This is a genomic window from Halomonas daqiaonensis (genome assembly GCF_900109725.1).
Lineage (GTDB): Bacteria > Pseudomonadota > Gammaproteobacteria > Pseudomonadales > Halomonadaceae > Halomonas > Halomonas daqiaonensis.
Genome location: NZ_FOBC01000033.1, coordinates 1 through 16,345 on the forward strand (window position 1 = coordinate 1; position 16,345 = coordinate 16,345).

Sequence of the window (16,345 nt, forward strand, 5' to 3'; positions counted from 1 at the left end):
GGCCTGCCGCCAGCGTTCAATCTGAGCCATGATCAAACTCTTCAGTTTAAAATCATCGGTGCGTTAAGCGCACCAAACTTGGCTCAAGGTCTAAACGTTCTCAAAAGGATCCGAAGATCCTTGACGAGTCGCTTGCCTTGAATGTTTCAGTGACTGGTCACCAGCATCCCGACAAGCGCCCACATGAATTACCTGATCGATTGTTAAAGAGCGGCTCTGATCTCTCGAAGAACAAGAGGAGCGTCTCGCTTGCTGGCGTGCCACTGGGTGGCTCGTCAGCGCCCTGCGAGGAAGGCGTATTCTACGTGATCGGCTGGCGCTGTCAACCCTGCGAGGCGTTTCGAAAAAAACCCAAACAGAAACAACCACTTCCGCCGATCATCACCGCCTGCAACGTTTGCCCGTCGCCGGCAGCGGATGCGTACTTTACGGATTCCCCCGGGACCGCGCAAGGCCTTCGGGAAGAAAAATGGCACGGCGATGATAACGCCCGCGCGAAGCGGGCGGTTCAGGGCAAGGCCGGGGCCAGGCTCAGCGGGTAGACGGCGAGCGCTTGAGCTTTCGCATCGTCGCCGTTAACGGCCCGGAGAGTACATAGGCACCGAACAGCAGCAGCAGCATCACCGAGGGCTCGATGGAGATCACCACGAAACCAAGTACGATGGCCAGCAGGAAGACGAAGGGTACCGGCCCCTTGAGGTCTACATCCTTGAAGCTGTAGTAACGGATATTGCTGACCATCAGCACCCCTGCGGTACCCACCACGAAGAGCATCAGCAACTTGAAGCCGAAGGCATCGGCATCGAAGCTGTGGAAGGTCCAGACGCTGGCCGCGACCAGGGCTGCCGCCGACGGGCTGGGCAGGCCGATGAACCACTTCTTGTCGGTGCTACCGATCTGCACGTTGAAACGCGCCAGCCGCAGCGCGGCACAGGCCACGTAGAGGAAGGCCACTACCCAGCCGGTCTTGCCGATATCCTGGAGGATCCAGGTAAAGGCCACCAGCGCCGGCGCCACACCGAAGGAGAGCATGTCGGAGAGGCTGTCGTACTCGGCACCGAAGTCGCTCTGGGTGTTGGTCAGGCGGGCCACGCGACCATCCAGCCCGTCGAGCACCATGGCGATGAAGATCGCCACCGCCGCCGCGGTGAAATCGCCGTTGATGCCCGCCACCACGGCGAAAAAGCCGGCAAAAAGGGCGGACGTGGTGAACAGGTTGGGCAGCAGGTAGATGCCCTTGCGCCGCACCTTCTTGCCGTCTTCCACCGACTCCTCGATCACTTCCGTTTCGCGCACGAAGGTACTCGCCAGGTCTTCATCAGTGCGCTGGTCCGGCTCTTGGTCGCTGTGGTGCGATTCCCCACTCATCAGTTCTCTTCCATCGGCTTGGGTATCGCCCCATTCTACACACAGAGCGACCGATGACTCACGGCAGTGCCGGCAAACAGGCACCCAGACGCAGTGAGGGCGCGGAAGCCCGCGCCCTCGTATCAGCCAGAACGAATATCGAAGATCAGTTCTTCGACTTGTCGACCAGCTGGTTGGCAGCGATCCACGGCATCATGCCCCGCAGCTTCTCACCGACCTGCTCGATCGGATGCTCGGCGTTAAGGCGGCGACGCGCGGTCATCGAGGGATAGTTGCTATTGCCCTCATTGATGAACATCTTGGCGTATTCGCCAGTCTGGATGCGCTTGAGGGCATTACGCATGGCCGCGCGGGACTGCTCATTGATGACTTCGGTGCCGGTCACGTACTCGCCATACTCCGCGTTGTTGGAGATGGAGTAGTTCATGTTGGCGATACCGCCCTCGTACATCAGGTCGACGATCAGCTTGAGCTCGTGCAGGCACTCGAAGTAGGCCATCTCCGGCTCATAACCCGCCTCGGTCAGGGTCTCGAAACCGGCCTTGACCAGCTCAACGGCACCGCCACAGAGCACGGCCTGCTCGCCGAACAGGTCGGTCTCGGTTTCGTCCTTGAAGGTAGTCTCGATAATGCCGCTGCGACCGCCGCCAATGGCCGCCGCGTAGGAGAGCGATAGCTCCTTGGCATTACCGGTAGCATCCTGATGGATGGCGATCAGGTCCGGGATGCCGCCACCACGCACGAACTCGGAGCGCACGGTGTGGCCGGGGGCCTTGGGCGCAATCATCACCACGTCCAGGTCCTTGCGCGGCTCGATCTGGTTGTAGTGGATGTTGAAGCCGTGGGCGAAGGCCAGGGTGGCGCCCTGTGCCAGGTTCGGGGCGATCTGGTTCTCGTAGATGGCCTTCTGGTTCTCGTCCGGCGCCAGCATCATTACCACGTCGGCATTGCGGCTGGCTTCCTCGACGGAGGCGACCTTGAGGCCAGCGGCCTCAGCCTTGGCCGCGGAGGAGGAACCTTCGCGCAGGGCGACGATGACGTCGACACCGGACTCCTTGAGGTTGTTGGCATGGGCATGGCCCTGTGAGCCATAGCCGACGATGGCCACCTTCTTGCCCTGGATAAGGGAGAGGTCGCAATCCTTGTCGTAGTAAACGCGCATATTCGTGCTCCTGAAGGAAAATGTTGAAATCGAGGTCAGCGCTGATGGCTGCCTGGGCCGTCTGTCGCGGCGCTGGATTTCGATACAGAGAATTCGTTGCAGCCGGTGCGACCACCTTACGTCAGCCCTCGCGTTGCGTAAAACGCGATATTTGCAATGTCATATCCCGGAATATGCAATACTGGCCGGATGGACATGCGCCCTCTCAAGCACTTCCTCGCCCTGGCCGAGACCCTGCACTTCGGCCGCGCCAGCGAGGCCTGCCACGTCAGCCCCTCGACGCTCTCGCGCACGATCCGCCAGCTCGAGGAGAGCCTGGGCGTACGCCTCTTCGAACGTGACAACCGCCATGTGGTGCTGACCCGCCAGGGCCGAAGCTTCCAGACCTATGCCCGGGATGCGTTGGAGGAGTGGGAACGACTGCGCCAATCGCTGATGCGCGAGGCGCGCACCCTCACCGGCGAGATCAGCATCTACTGCTCGGTGACCGCCAGCTACAGCTTCCTCTACGAGCTGCTCAGCGAATTCCGCACCCGCCACCCCGGCATCGAGCTCAAGCTGCATACAGGAGACCCGGCCCAGTCCCTGCCCCGGGTGCTGGCCGGCAATGAGGACATGGCGATCACCCCACGGCCACGCCAGGCCCCCGATGCCCTGGCCTTCAAGTCACTGACCCGCTCGCCACTGGTGTTCATCGCGCCCCACAAGGCGCATGAGTGGATCCCCACCACACCCGAGTCACCCTCCGCCGAGCAGTGGCGCGACGTGCCGATGATCCTCTCCGAGGCCGGCCTTTCGCGCCAGTACAGCGACACCTGGTTCCGGGCACTAGGCGTGGCACCCCGGATCTATGCCCAGGTGGCCGGCCACGAGGCCATCGTCAGCATGGTGGGGCTGGGGTTCGGTGTCGGCGTGGTGCCGCACATCGTGCTCGATACCAGCCCTCTGGCGGAGCGGGTCAGAATCCTGCCGGTCAAGCCGGAACTGCCCCATTATGACGTCGGGCTCTGCGTGCTCGAACGGCGCCTGAAGAGCCCGCTGATTCGCGCGCTGTGGGAGGAGGTGGTGGAACGCTGAGCCCCGAAACACAAAGGTCGCCCTTGAGGGCGGCCTTTGCGGTCCGGCGGATGGCTTGGATTACAGGGACAACACTTTATCTCCGCGGGCAATGCCCGACACCCCGGTGCGTGCTACTTCGAGGATACCCACGGGCGCCATGGCCTGCAGGAAGGCATCCAGCTTGCCGGCGTCGCCGGTGATCTGCACCGTGTAGAGGCTCGGCGTCACGTCGACGATCTGGGCGCGGAAGATATCCACGGTGCGCTTGACCTCGTCGCGAGCCGCGCCCAGCGCCTTGACCTTGACCAGCATCAGCTCGCGCTCGATGTGGTTGCCCTCGGTCAGGTCCACCAGCTTGACCACGTCGATCAACTTGTTGAGATGCTTGGTGATCTGCTCGATCACCCGGTCGTCCCCCACGGTGGTCACGGTCAGCCGCGACAGGCTCGGATCCTCGGTGGGCGCCACGTTCAGCGTTTCGATGTTGAAGTTGCGCTGGGAGAACAGCCCCACCACGCGTGACAGGGCGCCCGGTTCGTTTTCCATCAGAATCGAGATGATATGGCGCATCAGGTCCGCTCCGTCTTGGAAAGCAGCATGTCACGCATGGAGCCCAGGGGCACCTGCATCGGATAGACGTGCTCGTGCGGGTCGACGAGAACGTCGAGGAACACCAGCTCGTGCGTGTCGGCAAAGGCGCGTTCCAGTGCCGGCTCGAGATCCGCCAGTGTTTCCACCCGCAGCGCGGTGAAGCCATATGCGCCGATCAACTGCTGGAAGTCGGGCAGCGATTCCATGTAGGAGTGCGCGTGGCGGGACTTGTAGTTGAGGTCCTGCCACTGGCGCACCATGCCCAGCGAGCCGTTGTTGAGATTGATGATCTTCACGCCGCCACCGAACTGCTTACAGGTCGACAGCTCCTGCATCATCATCTGGAAGCTGCCCTCGCCGGTGACGCAGATCACCTGCTCTTCCGGGAAGTGGTGCTTGATGCCCATGGCCGCCGGGAAGCCGAAGCCCATGGTGCCCAGCCCGCCAGAAGTGATGAAGCGGTTTGGCTTGTCGAACTTGTAGTACTGGGCCGCGAACATCTGGTGCTGGCCCACGTCGGTGGTCACGTAGGCCTCACCGCGCGTCACCCGACACAGCGCCTCGATCACCTCCTGGGGCTTGATCGGCTCACCAGGCTGGGAGGGCTCATAGAGCTTGTCGCGGCGCTCCTCGCGCCAGCCGTCGATCTGCTTCCACCAGTCGGCCAGGGCCTCGGGATTGGCGATTTCCTTGCCCTGCACCATGCTGATCATCTCGTTGATCACGCTGCCGGCCGGGCCGACGATGGGCACGTCCGCGCGCACCGTCTTGGAGACCGAGCTCGGGTCGATGTCCACGTGAACGATCTTGGCGGTGGGACAGAATTTCGAGGTGTTGTTGGTCACACGGTCATCGAAGCGCGCGCCGATGGCGACGATCAGGTCGGCATGGTGCATGGCCATGTTCGACTCGTAGGAGCCATGCATGCCCAACCAGCCCAGGCACTGGCGGTCTCTCTGCGGGTAGGAGCCGATACCCATCAGGGTGGTGGTAATGGGATAGCCCAGCCGCTGGACCAGATCGGTCAGCCCCTCACTGGCGTTGCCGGTGACCACACCGCCGCCGGTGTAGAATACCGGGCGGCGGGCCTTGAGCATCAGCTCCACGGCCTTCTTGATCTGGCCGGTATGGCCGCGGGTGACCGGATTGTACGAGCGCATCTTCACCTTCTTCGGATAGATGTACTCATAGCGCTCGGTGGGCGCGGTCATGTCCTTGGGAATGTCCACCACCACCGGCCCGGGCCGCCCGGTCGCGGCCAGGTAATAGGCCTTCTTGAGGACTTCGGGAATCTCGGTCGGATGCCGGATAGAGAAGCTGTGCTTCACGATCGGCCGGGTCACGCCGATGATGTCGGTTTCCTGGAAGGCATCATCGCCGATCAGGTGGCTCATCACCTGGCCGCACAGCACCACCATGGGGATCGAGTCCATGTAGGCGGTGGCGATGCCGGTGACGGCGTTGGTCGCCCCGGGGCCGGAAGTCACCAGCACCGTGCCCGGCTTGCCGGAGGCCCGCGCATAGCCATCGGCGGCGTGGGTGGCCGCCTGTTCATGGCGTACCAGGATGTGCTTGACCTTGTCCTGACGGAACAGCGCATCGTAGATATGCAGCGCCGCCCCACCGGGATACCCATAGATGTATTCGACGCCCTCATCCTGAAGGAAGCGGGCAATCATGTCTGCGCCGGAAAGCAGTTCCACTGATGTATCTCCCCTGGAGGTCTCGAGTGCGATCCGCGCCCAACGTGGGGGCACGAAGTCGAGTGCGGCGGTATGCCGCTGCCGGCGGTGCCGGCACCTGATGCCAAACCCTGGCAATGGGCCCTGTTGGGGCCTGCACTCTTTCGGGAACGCTGATCGATTGCGAGATGAATCAGCGTTCCTTTCACGGCGGTTAACCGCGTCGGGGGCGTTGGCCGGAAGCGGCGGTTGGCCGTATTCCGGTAGTCCTTCGGCGGGTAGAGGCCCTCGGCCCACCCTTCGCGCGGTAATGGGGGGTTGCCCGCTGGAGTCCGCGCCCGTTATCAGGAAGGGCCAAGATTCCATCAGCACCGGGAAAGTGTCAACCGCGGAAACGGCATGGGTAGCCCATGATGGGCCATTCGACAAGGCGAAGGCATCGCTCTGGCCACCACAAAAAAGCCCGTCCACTCACGGGGAGGGGCGGGCAAGGGGGTTACAGGACGCAACCTGAACAGAAGTATAGTGCCTGGCCGCCCGGTCGACTGTGCGCTAGGTAACACTATGGGGTTCGGTGTGGCGCCGCCTTACGGCAAGCGCCACGCCGCCTCCCTCAGCTCCGTAACTTCAGTTCTGGAAGCTCAATTCTGGAAACTCAGTTCTGGAATACCAGGCGGTCGCCTTCCGCCTCCACGTGGATGACGTCATCCGGCGAGAATTTCCCGGCCAGCAGGTCCTGGGCCAACGGATTCTCGATACGGCTCTGGATCGCCCGCTTGAGCGGCCGGGCACCGTACACCGGATCGAAGCCCGCCTCGGCCAGCAGGGCCAATGCCGCCTCGCTGATCTCGAGACGCAGGTCGTGCTCGGCCAGCCGCTCACGCAGACGGTCGAGCTGGATCTCGGCGATGGACTGGATCTGCGCCTGTCCGAGCGCATGGAAGACTACCACCTCGTCGATGCGGTTGATCAGCTCCGGCCGGAAGTGATCGCCGACTACCGCCATCACCATCTCCTTCATCTGCTCGTAGTCGGAATCGTCACCGCCCATGCGCTGGATGATGTCCGAGCCCATGTTGGAGGTCATCACGATCACCGTGTTGCGGAAGTCCACCGTGCGGCCCTGGCCATCGGTCAGGCGGCCGTCCTCCAGCACCTGCAGCAGGATATTGAAGACATCGGCATGGGCCTTCTCCACCTCATCAAGCAACAGCACCGAGTAGGGCTTGCGGCGCACCGCCTCGGTCAGATAGCCGCCCTCCTCGTAGCCGACATAGCCGGGAGGAGCACCGATGAGCCGCGCCACGGAGTGCTTCTCCATGAATTCCGACATGTCGATACGCACCATCGCCTCCTCGGTATCGAAGAGGAAATTGGCCAGCGACTTGCACAGCTCCGTCTTGCCCACCCCGGTCGGGCCGAGGAACAGGAAGGAGCCGTTGGGCCGGTTGGGGTCGGCCAGGCCGGCACGCGAACGGCGCACGGCGTTGGCCACGGCGGTCACCGCCTCGTGCTGGCCGATCACCCGTTCGTGCAGCGCCTCCTCCATGCGCAGCAGCTTGTCGCGCTCGCCCTCGAGCATCTTGGCCACCGGGATACCGGTCCAGCGGGAGACCACCTCGGCGATCTCCTCCTCGGTGACGTTGGAGCGCAGCAACTGGTGCTTGGAGGTATCCGCCTCGGCCTCGTTGCTCTCGGCGATCTTCTTCTCCAGACCAGGAATCACCCCGTACTGGATCTCGGACATCCGCGCCAGATCCCCCTGGCGGCGCGCCTGCTCCAGGTCGACTCGGGCTCGCTCAAGCTCGTCCTTGAACTGGGCCGCGCCCTGGATGCTGGCCTTCTCGGCCTTCCAGATCTCGTCGAGATCGGCGTACTCACGCTCGAGCTCGCCGATCTGCTCCTCGAGACCTTCCAGGCGCTTCTTCGAGGCCTCGTCGGTCTCCTTCTTGAGGTGTTCGCGCTCCATCTTGAGCTGGATCAGTCGCCGGTCGAGGCGGTCCATCTCCTCGGGCTTGGAGTCGAGCTCCATGCGGATGCGCGAGGAGGCCTCGTCGATCAGGTCGATCGCCTTGTCAGGCAGCTGGCGGTCGGTGATGTAACGGGTCGAGAGCTTGGCTGCGGCGATGATCGCGCCGTCGGTGATGTCGACACCATGGTGCACCTCGTAGCGCTCCTTGAGGCCACGCAGGATCGCCACGGTGTCCTCCTCGGAGGGCTCGTCGACCAGCACCTTCTGGAAGCGACGCTCCAGGGCGGCGTCCTTTTCGATGTACTTGCGGTACTCGTCCAGGGTAGTGGCGCCGACGCAGTGCAGCTCGCCGCGAGCCAGCGCCGGCTTCAGCATGTTGCCGGCATCCATGGAGCCCTCGGCCTTGCCGGCGCCGACCATGGTGTGCAACTCGTCGATGAACAGGATCACCCGGCCCTCTTCCTGGGCCAGCTCCTTGAGCACCGACTTGAGGCGTTCCTCGAATTCGCCGCGGAACTTGGCCCCGGCCAGCAGCGCGCCCATATCCAGCGAGAGCACGCGCTTATCCTTGAGCCCTTCCGGCACCTCGCCATCGACGATGCGCTGGGCCAGGCCCTCGACGATGGCGGTCTTGCCCACGCCGGGCTCGCCGATCAGCACCGGGTTGTTCTTGGTGCGCCGCTGCAGCACCTGGATGGTGCGGCGGATCTCGTCGTCGCGGCCGATTACTGGATCGATCTTGCCGCTTGCCGCGCGCTCGTTGAGGTCCAGGGTGTACTTGTCCAGCGCCTCGCGCTGGTCTTCGGCGTTCGGGTCGTCGACCTTCTCGCCGCCGCGCACGCTGTCGACAGATGTCTCCAGCGCCTGGCGGGTGACGCCGGCCTGCTTAAGCAGCTTGCTGACCGCGTGGCCCATTTCCAGCGCGGCCAACAGTACCAGCTCGCTGGCGATGTACTGGTCGCCACGCTTCTGGGCCTCACGATCGGTGAGGTTGAAGAGCTTGATCAGGTCGCGGGAGGGCTGAACCTCGCCGTCGAAATTGGCAACCTTGGGCAGGTCGTCGAGGTGGCCAACCAGGCCATCGCGCAGCCGGGCGGCATCGCCACCGGCCTTCTGCACCAACGCCTTCACGCCGGTGTCGGTGGCGTCCAGCAGCGCCAGCAGCAGGTGGCCAGGTTCCAGCTGGTTATGGCCGCGGCCCACGGCCAGCGACTGGGCATCGGCCACGGCGTTCTGTAAACGGGCGGTAAATTTGTCGAATCGCATGCGTATTCCTCCATCGGGGTGACGGCGCGGTTAGACGCACCGTTTGGCCCTGTCAATGTGTCTTGACGGTATCAATGGAGTCAGCGTGACCGGCTTTCAAGTCAGGGGCAGGGAAAGGGCATGACGAGTTGACGGGGATCAAGCGGCCAAGCGGCCAAGCGGCCAAGCGGCCAAGCGGCCAAGCGGCCAAGCGGCCAAGCGGCCAAGCGGCCAAGCGGCCAAGCCAGAATACATTTTAAGAGCATGGAGCAAGCCAAGGGTTTTCTTGGCGCTTGCAGCTCGGCGCTCGGCGCTATCTCAACCAGATCACACTGGCCATGCGGCCGGTCTTGCCGTTGTCGCGGCGGTAGGAGTAGAAGCGCGGCTCGCAGGCGGTACAGAAGTGGCCGCCGCTGATATGGGCGACGCCCAGGCGCTCTAAGCGCATGCGAGCCAGCTTGTAGAGGTCGCCCATGTAGTGGCCGAGCCGGTAGGGGCTGGGATCGAAGGCTGCCTCGGCTTCCGGGTGCACGCCGACGAAGGCCTGCTGCACCTCGGGGCCGACCTCGAACTGGGCGTTGGAGATCGCCGGGCCCAGCCAGGCCATCAGCGCTTCCGGCGGCCGGCCCATCGCCCCCACGGCCGCCTCGATCACGCCGCCGGCCAGCCCACGCCAGCCGGCATGGGCCACCGCCACTCGCTCGCCGCGACGATCGCAGAGGAACACCGGCAGACAGTCGGCGGTGAGCACCACACAGGCATAGTCGCGATTCATGGCCACGGCGGCGTCCGCCTCGGGCCGGGTATCGGAGTAGCCCTGCTGTACCCGGGCCCCGTGCACCTGGTCGAGCCACAGCAGCGGGCGGCCGTCACCGACCTCCTTCTCCAGTTGCCGACGGCACAGCGCCACATGGGCCGGGTTGTCGCCCAGGTTCTCGCCGGGGTTGAAGGCGGCGAAAGGGCCCTGGCTGGGCCCGGTCTCGCGGGTGGTGACGAAGGCGCCCACGCTCTCCGGCGCCGGCCAGTCAGGCAGGATCGGCGTCGGGCGCAGGTCGAAGGTATCGCTCATCTCGGGATCCTTAGCGCATGGTCTCGTGGTCTTCGCGCAAATAGTCGAGCAACATCAGCAGATCATCCGGCAGCGGCGCGCGGAAGGCCATGCGCTCGCCGCTGGTCGGATGCACGAAGACCAGCTTTCGAGCATGCAGCGCCTGGCGCGGGAACTCGCGCAGGATCTCCTTGAGCGTCTCGCCGGCGCCGGCCGGCAGCTTCAGACGCCCGCCGTAGACCGGATCACCGATCAACGGATAGCGCGCATGGGCCAGGTGCACGCGGATCTGGTGGGTACGGCCGGTCTCGAGCCGACAGCGCACATGGGTATGGGCGCGGAAGCGCTCCACCACCCGGTAGTGGGTCACCGCCGGCTTGCCCGAGGCGTTCACCGCCTGGCGTTTGCGATCCCGCGGGTGGCGGCCGATGGGCGCGTCCACGGTGCCGCCTGCGGTCATCACCCCAACCACCACGGCATCGTACTCCCGGGACACGCTGCGCGCCTGCAACTGCTCGACCAGGGCGGTCTGGGCGGTCAAGGTCCTGGCCACCACCATCAATCCGCTGGTGTCCTTGTCCAGGCGATGCACGATACCCGCGCGGGGAATCGCGGCCAGCTGCGGGTCGTGGTGCAGCAGGGCATTGAGAAGGGTGCCGTCGGGGTTGCCGGCGGCGGGGTGCACCACCAGGCCCGGCGGCTTGACGATCACCAGCACCTCGGCATCCTCGTAAACCACCGCCAGGGGAATGTCCTCGGGCTCGAAGCGGGTGTCGTCCTCGAGCTCAGCGGCCAGGGCCAGGGCCTCGCCGCCGTAGACCTTGTCCTTGGGCCTGGCCGGCTGGCCATCCAGCGTCAGGGCTCCGCTCTTGATCCAGGCCTTGAGCCGCTCCCGGGAAAGATCGGCGAAGAGTTCGGCGGCGGCCTGGTCGAGGCGCAGGCCCGCCATGCGGTCGGGAACGCGGTGCTGTGCTTCGAGGGTCTGGGACATGGGTCGGGACAGGACTCTTTGTACACCAGGAGCGATGACTGCGTTTCGCCGCAAGGTGCTTTATAGTGGGCAGATAACGGCCGATTCTATCACGGCCATCCGGGTTGTTAGACACGAGGATCACGATGCGCGTTATCACCTCCCCCGCCCGCCTGGCGTCACTGCTGCTGGCCGGCGTTGTGCTGGCCGGCTGCGCCAGCAATGACTCCCAGGAAGACGAGCTCTCCGGCGTTGCCGAGCGCCAGCTCTACGAGGAGGGCCGCGAAGCCCTGGAGGATGGCAGCTACACCACCGCCATCAACCGGCTCGAGGCCATCGACACCCGTTTCCCCTTCGGCGAACATGCCGAGCAGGCGCAGCTGGAACTGATCTACGCCTACTATGAGACCGATGACTGGGAAGGCGCCCGTGCCGCCGCCAGTCGCTTCATCCGCCTGCATCCAGACCATCCCCAGGTGGACTACGCCTACTACATGCGTGGCCTGGCCGCCTGGCAGGCCGGGCGCTTCAGCCTGGAGCGGCTGCGGCTGATCGACATCTCCAAGCGCGACCTTGGCGCCACCCGCGATGCCTACGCCGACTTCCGCGAACTGATCCAGCGCTTCCCGAACAGCCAGTATGCCCCGGATGCCCAGCAGCGCATCGTCTACCTGCGCAACCTGCTGGCCCGCCACGAGTTGCACGTGGCCGACTTCTACCTGCGCAAGGGGGCCTACCTGGCCGCCGTGGAACGTGGCCGCTGGGTGATCGAGCACTATCCGCAGTCGGAAGCCACTCATGATGCCCTGGCCGTGATGGTGGAAGGCTACCTGGGCCTCGACATGCGCGACCGCGCCCGCGAGACCCTTCAGGTGCTGCTCGACAACGCCCCGAACCACGAAAGACTCCGCGGCCGCACCTTCCGCCCGGAACACGTCAATACCGACGGCCTCTCGGCATAGCGCCGAGCAGGATGATGCCGCCGTAGTGGCCGGCATCAATAAGAAACCCCGCCCAGTCAAAGCTCGGCGGGGTTTCTGTTTCCAGTCTCGGCACCGGCTACGCCTCACCAAACAGCTTGGCTGCTCGGCGCTTGCAACTGGGCGCTTCCCGAAGGGCGCTTACTCCCCCGGCTGCCAGGCGTTGACGATGGGGTAACGGCGGTCGCGGCCGAAGCCACGCCGGGTGACGCGAACGCCCACCGGCGCCTGGCGCCGCTTGTACTCGCAACGGTCCACCAGCTTGACCACCTGGTAGACGTCCTCACGCTCGAAGCCCGCCTCGATGATCGCCTCGGCGCTCATGTCGCCCTCGATGTAGCGCACCAAGATCTCGTCGAGGATGTCATAGCCGGGCAGGCTGTCGCTGTCCTGCTGGTCCGGGGCGAGCTCGGCGGAGGGCGGCCGCTCGATGACACGTTCTGGAATCGCCGCCGACTGGGTGTTGCGCCAGCGCGCCAGGCGATAGACCCAGGTCTTGTAGACGTCCTTGATGGCGTTGTAGCCGCCCACCATGTCGCCGTAGAGCGTGGCGTAACCCACCGCCATCTCGCTCTTGTTGCCGGTGGTCAGCACCATCAGACCCTTCTTGTTGGAGATCGCCATCAACAGCACGCCACGACAACGCGACTGCAGGTTCTCCTCGGTGGTGTCGCGCTCGGTGCCGGCAAAGCTCTCGGCCAGGGTCGTCATGAAAGCCTCGACCATCGGCTCGATGGGCAGCACCTCGTAGCTCACGCCCAGCATCTCGGCCTGCTCGGCGGCGTCCTGCCGGGAGATATCCGCCGTGTAGTGGTAGGGCATCATCACCGCATGGACACGCTGCGGGCCCAGAGCGTCCACGGCGATGGCCAGCGACAGCGCCGAGTCGATGCCGCCGGAGAGCCCCAGCACCACGCCCTGGAAGCCGCTCTTGTTGACGTAGTCGCGCAGGCCGGTGACCAGCGCGCAGTAGAGGTTCTCCTCCGGCTCGACATCGGGCTCGGTCTCGCCCGCCTGCGGCACCCAGTGGTGCTTCTCGCGCACGAACTGCACCGGCATCAGGCCCACCGCCCAATGGGGTGCCTGCACCGTCAGCTCGCCCCTGGCATTCACGCAGGCCGAGCCGCCATCGAACACCAGCTCGTCCTGGCCGCCGATCTGGTTGACGTAGACGATAGGCAGTTCCACCTCACGGGCGCGCTCTTCGAGCAGCAAGAGGCGCTCGGAGGGCTTGTCCTGGTGGAAGGGCGAGGCATTCAGGGTAACCAGGATCTGGGCGCCGGCATCGCGGGCCTGGCGGACCGGCTTCTCGCTCCAGATGTCCTCGCAGATCAGGATGCCGAGCTTCGCCCCCTTGTGCTCCACCACCAGCGGTAACCAGCCGCTGGTGAAATAGCGCTGCTCGTCGAACACCTGGTAGTTGGGCAGCGCCTGCTTGGCGTACTCGTCGAGCCATTCGCCGTTGTAGAGCACGCCGGCCAGGTTCCAGTTGTGCCCCTCGCGACGCCCCGGGTAGCCGACAATGACCATGACGTCGCGGGCCATCTTCTCGGCCATGTGGGCCCGGGCATGGCGCAGGCGGGTCTCCATGGAGTGACGCAGCAGCAGGTCCTCCGGGGGGTAGCCGGTGAGGAAGAGCTCGGACAGCACCACGATATCGGCACCATGCTCGATGCGTGCCTCGCGAACGGTCTCGATGGCGAGGTCGGCGTTGCCGGGAATGTCGCCGACCAGCGGGTCGAGCTGAGCCATCACCAGGGTCAGGTCTTGCATGGGATTGGAAATCTCTCGAGAATCGATGGAGTCCCGCCATTGTCCCGCAAGGGCGGCCGAGTGGCAAAGCCGGCCACCCCCACCTGGGAGTCCCACTAGGAATGAACCTGTTGCTGATACGCCTGATCCTCTTCGCCGTGATTTTCATCGCCGGCTTGAAGCTCTACCGCATGTACCGCGAATGGAAGCTGGACCGCGAAGGCCCCTCGGAGGGTGACAACGTTCAGGGCAACCGCATGGTGCGCTGCAGCTGGTGCCAGGTGCACCTGCCAGAGGACGATGCCCTGCGCGAGCGCGGCGACTGGTTCTGCTCCGGCGACCACCGGGACAAGTACCTCGCCGAGCAGAAGGAAGAACCAAAGGAAGAGAAGAGAGAAGAGCCGCAGGAAGAGAAGCCGCAAGACAGCAATGACGAGCAGAACGACAAGCGCGGGGAATAGCTCCCGTTACCGAGAACGACCTCTCCTCCGATGACTGACAGCCGCTGTAGGCGATCGCTTACAGCGGCGGCGGTGCGCCCGGCTAGCCTGAAGAAAGACCCCATCGAAAGGCTCCCGCCGGGAGGGCACCATGCACCCTGCTGTCAGCTCCCCCCTTTCTGCTCGCCAGTACGGCCTGACGCTGATCGAGCTGATCGTCGCCATCGCCGTGCTGGCTATCATGGCCACAGTGGGTATTCCTGGCTTTCAGCAGTTTACGGCAAGGAATGAAGTCGCCGCGGAGGTAATGCGCATCAAGACGGCGCTGGCGTTGGCGCGGAATACGGCAGTGACGAGGCGGAGGACGATTTCGGTCTGCCCGAGACCGACGCCAGACAGCCTGGTCTGCAATTTTACGGACTGGACGCACTCACTCGTGGTGGTGGACGGTCAGGTTGCCAGCGGCGACCTGACGGATGGTACGTTGCTCAAGGTGCTGGAAGGCAGCGGCGGCCCTACCGTGACCTTCAACCGCAGTTATCCCGTCCGCTATCAAGCCTTGGGATGGGCTCGAGAACACAACGGCACCTTCGAAATCTGCGGACGCGATGGAAAGGGGGTGAAGGTGATCGTCAGCAATATGGGGCGCGTCAGGATCGGTGGAGAGGCCGATGGTGCACCGGCATGCTGAGCCTCACACAACAAGATAGGCTCATTTACCGGTTCGACGACAGATCCATTTATATTTGGTTCATCGCACTTTGCCGGGAAACGCGGCACGGATCTTCAGGAAGAAGTACGCCGTGTCGCGGTACCCGTAGGCCATCCGCTTGATGACCTTGATCCGGTTGTTCATGCCCTCCAGCACGCTGGTGTTCAGCCGGTGCCGGGCACTGGACAGGATCCCCTCCAGATAGGGAGCCAGCCGCTTGGCGAAGCGTCCTAGCGCTTCAATGCCGCTGCTGATGGCCATGTCGTACCACTCCTGCCAGGCACCGCAAGCGGTGGCCTCGTCGTCGGCAAACCACAGGGTCTTCAGCTGGTCCTTGAGCACATACGCCGTGGTCAGTGACGCATTGGCCGCCAACAGCTCCTCCAGCTTCACCGCCTGCTCGGGCTTAAGGTTGTCGGCGTTGCGCAGCAGCAGCCAGCGGCTGCCCTTGATCACCTTGCGGGCGGCCTTGTCGTCGCGCAGCTGGTTGGCCTGGTCGACGCGCACCCGGTCCATCACCTCGCGTCCGTACTTGGCCACCACATGGAAGCGGTCGTAGACCACCTCGGCGTTGGGGCACTGGGCCTTCACCTCGAGATCGAAGGCCGAGTTCATGTCCATGGCGACGGCCTCGATCTGCTCTCGCGCCTCGCCCAGCCACGCGAAGAACGGGCGGATCGCTTCTCGTGAGCGGCCCTCGCCGATCCAGACCACCTGCTGGGTGTCGGCGCAGGCCACCACGGTGGCGTAGCGGTGCCCCTTGTGCAGGGCGAACTCGTCCATCATCAGGCGCCGCAAGCGTGTCGGGTCCGGTACTGGCAGGTCGCGTTGCAGGCGATGCTTGTCGATGGTCTTGACGGTATGCCAGTGCAAGCCAACCAGGTCCGCGACATGCCGAATCGGCAGCAACGTGACCAGACGCTCCACCCACTGGCGAAGCGTGGTGGTGACCGGCGAGCGCCCGGGTAACCAGTCGATGCGCTCTCGTGTCGGGCCACAGACCGGGCAGCGCAGGCGCCGCACCGGGACGTCGAGCTCCACTCGGTAGATCAGCAGCGGTGCCTCACGGACGCGCCGGCGATGCACGTCATGCACCAGGAAACAGGCATGATCGCAGCCGCTGCAGACAGGGGGAATCCGGTCATCGGGTTCCAGCTGGAGCCGCAGCGTCTGAGGATCCAAAAACTCGTGGTGGGTAACGGTGAACCCTTTCCAGAACAGGTAGAGCGGGGTAGCATCCATGGCAACGGCGGTATCCGTAGGCTGACGTTTTGGCGAATATCAGCTTACTCGGATTTACCGCCGTTACTCTATCCCGCTACTGCCTAAGATCACTTCGTTTTCACGCCAGTCTGCGTAGAACC

Annotated in this window: 14 protein-coding genes; 5 read left to right on the forward strand and 9 right to left on the reverse strand. The window is 64.3% G+C overall.

Going from position 1 to position 16,345, the window contains the following annotated elements:
- The first annotated feature begins 137 nt into the window (after positions 1 to 137).
- Positions 138 to 542: a hypothetical protein gene (locus BMY30_RS17740; protein WP_139195549.1), complete on the forward strand. Its 405-nt coding sequence runs from the start codon at positions 138 to 140 to the stop codon at positions 540 to 542.
- Here BMY30_RS17740 and pssA read toward each other — a convergent pair.
- Together pssA and ilvC are read right to left on the reverse strand one after the other, a co-directional pair.
- Positions 532 to 1,368: a CDP-diacylglycerol--serine O-phosphatidyltransferase gene (gene pssA / locus BMY30_RS17115; protein ID WP_089715900.1), complete on the reverse strand. Its 837-nt coding sequence runs from the start codon at positions 1,366 to 1,368 to the stop codon at positions 532 to 534. The two genes, BMY30_RS17740 and pssA, sit on opposite strands and share 11 nt — an antisense overlap.
- A 145-nt stretch (positions 1,369 to 1,513) precedes the next feature.
- Positions 1,514 to 2,530 (reverse strand): ketol-acid reductoisomerase, encoded by a 1,017-nt coding sequence (gene ilvC / locus BMY30_RS17120; protein ID WP_089715901.1) that lies wholly within the window; start codon positions 2,528 to 2,530, stop codon positions 1,514 to 1,516.
- 189 nt (positions 2,531 to 2,719) lie between these two features.
- Between ilvC and ilvY the strand changes: the two genes are divergently transcribed.
- Positions 2,720 to 3,607: an HTH-type transcriptional activator IlvY gene (gene ilvY / locus BMY30_RS17125; RefSeq protein ID WP_089715902.1), complete on the forward strand. Its 888-nt coding sequence runs from the start codon at positions 2,720 to 2,722 to the stop codon at positions 3,605 to 3,607.
- A gap of 60 nt (positions 3,608 to 3,667) precedes the next feature.
- Here the strand turns inward: ilvY and ilvN are convergent, their stop codons facing one another.
- From ilvN to rluD, 5 genes are all read right to left on the reverse strand, one after another.
- Positions 3,668 to 4,159: an acetolactate synthase small subunit gene (ilvN, locus tag BMY30_RS17130; RefSeq protein WP_040183026.1), complete on the reverse strand. Its 492-nt coding sequence runs from the start codon at positions 4,157 to 4,159 to the stop codon at positions 3,668 to 3,670.
- A complete protein-coding gene (locus BMY30_RS17135; protein ID WP_089715903.1) occupies positions 4,159 to 5,883 on the reverse strand; it encodes an acetolactate synthase 3 large subunit in 1,725 nt (574 codons plus the stop codon). The genes ilvN and BMY30_RS17135 overlap by 1 nt, the downstream gene beginning before the upstream one ends.
- A 634-nt stretch (positions 5,884 to 6,517) precedes the next feature.
- Positions 6,518 to 9,100, reverse strand: coding sequence for an ATP-dependent chaperone ClpB (gene clpB, locus BMY30_RS17140; RefSeq protein ID WP_089715904.1), 2,583 nt, complete (start codon positions 9,098 to 9,100; stop codon positions 6,518 to 6,520).
- A gap of 292 nt (positions 9,101 to 9,392) precedes the next feature.
- Positions 9,393 to 10,148: a peptidoglycan editing factor PgeF gene (gene pgeF / locus BMY30_RS17145; protein WP_089715905.1), complete on the reverse strand. Its 756-nt coding sequence runs from the start codon at positions 10,146 to 10,148 to the stop codon at positions 9,393 to 9,395.
- A gap of 10 nt (positions 10,149 to 10,158) precedes the next feature.
- Positions 10,159 to 11,118: a 23S rRNA pseudouridine(1911/1915/1917) synthase RluD gene (gene rluD, locus BMY30_RS17150; protein WP_089715906.1), complete on the reverse strand. Its 960-nt coding sequence runs from the start codon at positions 11,116 to 11,118 to the stop codon at positions 10,159 to 10,161.
- Positions 11,119 to 11,243: 125 nt separating this feature from the next.
- On the opposite strand from rluD, the gene BMY30_RS17155 reads away from it, so the two are divergent.
- Positions 11,244 to 12,059 (forward strand): outer membrane protein assembly factor BamD, encoded by an 816-nt coding sequence (locus BMY30_RS17155; RefSeq protein WP_089715907.1) that lies wholly within the window; start codon positions 11,244 to 11,246, stop codon positions 12,057 to 12,059.
- Between the two features lie 159 nt (positions 12,060 to 12,218).
- On the opposite strand, the gene BMY30_RS17160 is transcribed toward BMY30_RS17155, so the two are convergent.
- A complete protein-coding gene (locus BMY30_RS17160; protein WP_089715908.1) occupies positions 12,219 to 13,850 on the reverse strand; it encodes an NAD+ synthase in 1,632 nt (543 codons plus the stop codon).
- A gap of 101 nt (positions 13,851 to 13,951) precedes the next feature.
- Here BMY30_RS17160 and BMY30_RS17165 point away from each other — a divergent pair, with 101 nt between their 5' ends.
- Both BMY30_RS17165 and BMY30_RS17170 read left to right on the forward strand, forming a co-directional pair.
- Positions 13,952 to 14,290: a PP0621 family protein gene (locus BMY30_RS17165; RefSeq protein ID WP_342027802.1), complete on the forward strand. Its 339-nt coding sequence runs from the start codon at positions 13,952 to 13,954 to the stop codon at positions 14,288 to 14,290.
- Between the two features lie 130 nt (positions 14,291 to 14,420).
- Entirely contained in the window at positions 14,421 to 14,960 is a 540-nt protein-coding gene (locus tag BMY30_RS17170) for a GspH/FimT family pseudopilin (protein WP_089715909.1), read from the forward strand.
- A 60-nt stretch (positions 14,961 to 15,020) separates the two neighbouring features.
- Here the strand turns inward: BMY30_RS17170 and BMY30_RS17175 are convergent, their stop codons facing one another.
- A complete protein-coding gene (locus BMY30_RS17175; RefSeq protein ID WP_089715187.1) occupies positions 15,021 to 16,223 on the reverse strand; it encodes an ISL3 family transposase in 1,203 nt (400 codons plus the stop codon).
- Positions 16,224 to 16,345 lie beyond the last annotated feature (122 nt).

What these genes read in the sequence shown, in the direction of transcription:
- pssA (WP_089715900.1), bottom strand. Translation starts at nt 1,368, where the DNA reads ATGAGTGGGGAATCGCACCACAGCGACCAAGAGCCGGACCAGCGCACT.
- ilvC (WP_089715901.1), bottom strand. Translation starts at nt 2,530, where the DNA reads ATGCGCGTTTACTACGACAAGGATTGCGACCTCTCCCTTATCCAGGGC.
- ilvY (WP_089715902.1), top strand. Translation starts at nt 2,720, where the DNA reads ATGGACATGCGCCCTCTCAAGCACTTCCTCGCCCTGGCCGAGACCCTG.
- ilvN (WP_040183026.1), bottom strand. Translation starts at nt 4,159, where the DNA reads ATGCGCCATATCATCTCGATTCTGATGGAAAACGAACCGGGCGCCCTG.
- clpB (WP_089715904.1), bottom strand. Translation starts at nt 9,100, where the DNA reads ATGCGATTCGACAAATTTACCGCCCGTTTACAGAACGCCGTGGCCGAT.
- pgeF (WP_089715905.1), bottom strand. Translation starts at nt 10,148, where the DNA reads ATGAGCGATACCTTCGACCTGCGCCCGACGCCGATCCTGCCTGACTGG.
- rluD (WP_089715906.1), bottom strand. Translation starts at nt 11,118, where the DNA reads ATGTCCCAGACCCTCGAAGCACAGCACCGCGTTCCCGACCGCATGGCG.
- BMY30_RS17155 (WP_089715907.1), top strand. Translation starts at nt 11,244, where the DNA reads ATGCGCGTTATCACCTCCCCCGCCCGCCTGGCGTCACTGCTGCTGGCC.
- BMY30_RS17160 (WP_089715908.1), bottom strand. Translation starts at nt 13,850, where the DNA reads ATGCAAGACCTGACCCTGGTGATGGCTCAGCTCGACCCGCTGGTCGGC.
- BMY30_RS17165 (WP_342027802.1), top strand. Translation starts at nt 13,952, where the DNA reads ATGAACCTGTTGCTGATACGCCTGATCCTCTTCGCCGTGATTTTCATC.
- BMY30_RS17170 (WP_089715909.1), top strand. Translation starts at nt 14,421, where the DNA reads ATGCACCCTGCTGTCAGCTCCCCCCTTTCTGCTCGCCAGTACGGCCTG.
- BMY30_RS17175 (WP_089715187.1), bottom strand. Translation starts at nt 16,223, where the DNA reads ATGGATGCTACCCCGCTCTACCTGTTCTGGAAAGGGTTCACCGTTACC.